The organism is Candidatus Magnetaquicoccus inordinatus (genome assembly GCF_004217665.1).
GTDB classification, from domain to species: domain Bacteria; phylum Pseudomonadota; class Magnetococcia; order Magnetococcales; family Magnetaquicoccaceae; genus Magnetaquicoccus; species Magnetaquicoccus inordinatus.
In genome coordinates, this window is record NZ_RXIU01000289.1 from 1 (window position 1) to 3387 (window position 3387).

Genomic DNA, 3387 nt, shown 5'->3' on the forward strand with positions numbered 1-3387 from the left:
TTCTTTAGCAAGCTTGCCGATCCTGATCTTAGGCCCGGGGAGATCCGCCATAATCGTGAGCGCCTGATCTCCCTCAAACGCGACGAGACGAAGTCGATCAATCACCGCTTTGTGCCAGGCAAAATCACCATGAGCGAAGTTGATCCGGGCGATACTCATTCCTGCATACAGCATCTTTCGCATGATCTCAGGGGAGGCAGAGGCGGGTCCGATCGTGCAAACGATTTTGGTTTTATTCAGGAAGGGCATGCCCCATAGGATATCGTCATCAAATCCATCTATCAGGTGGTTTATTCAACCAATTTCTAGCTTTTTTCCACTCGACGTGAGAATGCTATAATCATGTTCATTCTGTTATGTCCTTAAGATTAAAGCTCATTGTGATGTTTCTGTTGCTTTCGTTGATTCCTGCGCTTATGGTGGGATACATCTCCTTCGATCGATACAAGCACACAATTGAAACGATTCGTCTCAGAGACCTAAGCAATATCGCATACTATAAAGCAGCAGCGATTGAGGCGCTATTTTCCTCTCTCATCTCTCATATCAAAGTTGCCCAGCAGTTCTATAATATCAAAACCAATCTCCCCATTTTAATACAGCTTGAAGATCATCCAAATCATCCGATGTTCCTATCTGCCAAGAAAAAGCTTGATTCTCAGTTGCAGAGGATGCAATCGATTTTAATGATTCACGATATCCAACTGGTTAACCCCGCTGGGAAGAAAGTATACTCGAGTAATCCAGCGCACCAAAACGACTATTTACTGCCACTTGCCGCTCCGGAACAGATGCGCTTTCCCCACGAAAAAGAAGGTCTCTATCTGAGTGATGTGTTTATCAACGATCGAGAGTCCAATCAACAAGAAATGCGAATCGGGGTCCCCATTTTTGATTTCAATGACAGATTCATCGGCACGATTGTGTTTGAGGTCAACATGGCTCGGATTTACAAGCTGATGCAAAACACAATGGGGCTCGGGCATACGGGCGAGACATTGATCGGGAAGCAAATCGGCCAGCATATTGTCTATCTCAATCCACTCCGGCATGACGCAAGCGCTGCTTTAAATCGGACGATCCTCATTGGAAATAAAATTGGCGGGCCCATTCAAGAAGCCATCAAAAAGAAAACCGGTTCGGGTCAGCTTCTTGACTATCGGGGCATACCGGTTATTGCAGCCTGGCGATATCTTCCTTTGCTTGGCTGGGGCATGGTCTCAAAGATCGACACCCATGAGGCTTTTGCCGAAATTAGAAACCTCCAACAAATCGTGATTTTCATTCTGGGCATTACCCTATTGCTTGTGATTGCCTTGGCGTTTTCAATTACACAGGCGATTGTTCGCCCCATCGATCAACTCTCAAAAGATGTCCGCATCATTGGGAGCGGAAATTTCAACCATACCGTAGGGGCGTACGGAATAGATGAATTTGGACAACTTTCTCACGCCTTTAACAGAATGGCCGAAGATCTCAAAAAAATCACCATTTCAAGAGACGAAATGGAGCTGATTGTCTCAGAGCGAACACTACAGCTCAAGCGATCAACTGCCGAGCTACTGGAAGCGCAGAAAACGTCTGATCGCGCCAAACATCTTGAGGAAATCGGTACGCTGGCAGCCATTGTTGCCCATGAACTGCGAAATCCGCTTTCAGCCATGAGCATTGCTGCTTACAATATCAAACGAAAAGCGAATAATCCACAGTTGGATAAGCACCTCAAAACCATCGAAGACAAAGTCATCGAGAGCGATCGCATCATCAATAATCTGCTATCCTATGCCCGTATTCAATCCCCACAATATGAAGCGGTGCGAATCAATCACGTGATTCTTGAGTGTTTTGAACCCTTCGAGCACGTGGCCGTCACGCAACACAATGTGTCTTGCATCAAGCGGCTCTCGGCAACAAAACAGTTGATGATTGATGCCGATCCTTATCAGTTGAAGGAGGTCATGAGCAATATTCTCGAAAATGCGTTGGATGCACGTCCCGCAACAGGCGGAAAGATCGTTGTATCCACGGATGTCGAGGCCGGCTATGTGCGAATTCATATTCAAGATAACGGTTCAGGGATAAGTCCGGAAAACATCGAACGGGTTTTTGCTCCCTTTTTCAGCACCAAGTCAAAGGGGACAGGGCTTGGCCTAGCCGTTTGCCAGCAAATTATCCATTTGCATGAGGGGATGATTCAGGTGAGAAGTGAACCTGGCATCAAAACAGTGGTTAGGATTTCGCTCCCGATTAAGAAAGCTGCTTCTTCAGCCAGTAAATCTGATCCAGCAACTGCATAATAACCGGAATGGCTTCTTCGTTAATGTCCATCGAGAATCGCAGGTCATTAATGAGGAGTAACCGGCTCAAGTCCTCTTGATCCAAGACACCGCCTTCGACATCCGCCGGAATAATCCACTGGTTATCGATGCAAACTCGAACAAAGTTCTCGTCCAACTGATAGAGTTTGATAATCTCATGAATTTCATAGCGTGACATCGCTTATCCCTCCTCGGATCGCGGATTATAGGGGTGATCCTTCTCGCATTGATTGATAAACCGACTCAGTTCTGGGGGAATCTTCGAAGGCAGCATCACCTTCAAAACAATATATTGGTTGCCTCGGGTTTTCTTGTCGTCACCGGGAAGTCCTTTTCCCTTTATTTTAAGTTTGGTTCCGGTATTCACGCCCGCCGGAATTTTGAGGTTAATCAGCCCACCGACTGTCATAAACTCAAGTTCCGCGCCATGGATCGCCTCGCCCAAACTTATCGGCAGCTCCGACACCACATCGTTCCCCTCAATTTTGAAGCGCTTAGACGACTTGTAATGAATTTCGACATACGCATTGCCGTTTTGCTTCACCCCTGGGGCCCCTTGGCCCTTGAATCTCAGTTTCGTTCCTGCGGTGATTCCTTTGGGGATTTTTACGATCAACTGTTTGCCATTAGGGAGCATGATCTCCTTTGTCGAACCTTGGAGGACCTCCTCAATGCTCACTTCAAGCGCATACAACGTGTCAGAGCCGATTTCGCTCTGTGTGGTGGTGTTGCCTGCTTTTGACTGTCCTCGAAAGAGTGACTCAAAAATATCCTCATAATTTCCTTCATAAATGGAGCCATATCGGCTATTCCCGGTTTGAGTTTGATGATAGAACGGCCGTTCATCTTGAGGTGGATTCGGCTGGCGGGAATGAGCGCTCTCCTGCTTTGAGAATTCATGTTTTTCGCGAGCTTCTTTGTTGCTAATCAACTCGTAGGCTTCACCCAGTTCCTTAAACTTCTTTTCCGCTTCCTTGCTGCCGGCATTGAGGTCAGGGTGATATTTCTTGGTTAGTTTTCGGTATGCCTTCTTGATCTCCTCATCGGAAGCCGTCTTACTGACACCTAA

General features: G+C 46.7%; 4 protein-coding genes. 1 reads left to right on the top strand and 3 read right to left on the bottom strand.

Annotated features, from left to right (window positions below; genetic code table 11):
* Positions 1–249, bottom strand: a 249-nt coding sequence (locus tag EJP87_RS19090) for a pyruvate kinase (protein ID WP_420886868.1), incomplete at its 3' end; no start/stop codon positions are given.
* A gap of 134 nt (positions 250–383) precedes the next feature.
* Between EJP87_RS19090 and EJP87_RS14750 the strand changes: the two genes are divergently transcribed.
* Positions 384–2297: an ATP-binding protein gene (locus EJP87_RS14750; RefSeq protein WP_193771417.1), complete on the top strand. Its 1914-nt coding sequence runs from the start codon at positions 384–386 to the stop codon at positions 2295–2297.
* On the opposite strand, the gene EJP87_RS14755 is transcribed toward EJP87_RS14750, so the two are convergent.
* Together EJP87_RS14755 and EJP87_RS14760 are read right to left on the bottom strand one after the other, a co-directional pair.
* Positions 2248–2496: a chaperone modulator CbpM gene (locus EJP87_RS14755; RefSeq protein WP_130472624.1), complete on the bottom strand. Its 249-nt coding sequence runs from the start codon at positions 2494–2496 to the stop codon at positions 2248–2250. The genes EJP87_RS14750 and EJP87_RS14755 overlap by 50 nt on opposite strands.
* Positions 2497–2499: 3 nt before the next feature.
* The coding region (locus EJP87_RS14760; protein WP_130472625.1) for a DnaJ C-terminal domain-containing protein at positions 2500–3387 on the bottom strand (888 nt) is incomplete at its 5' end.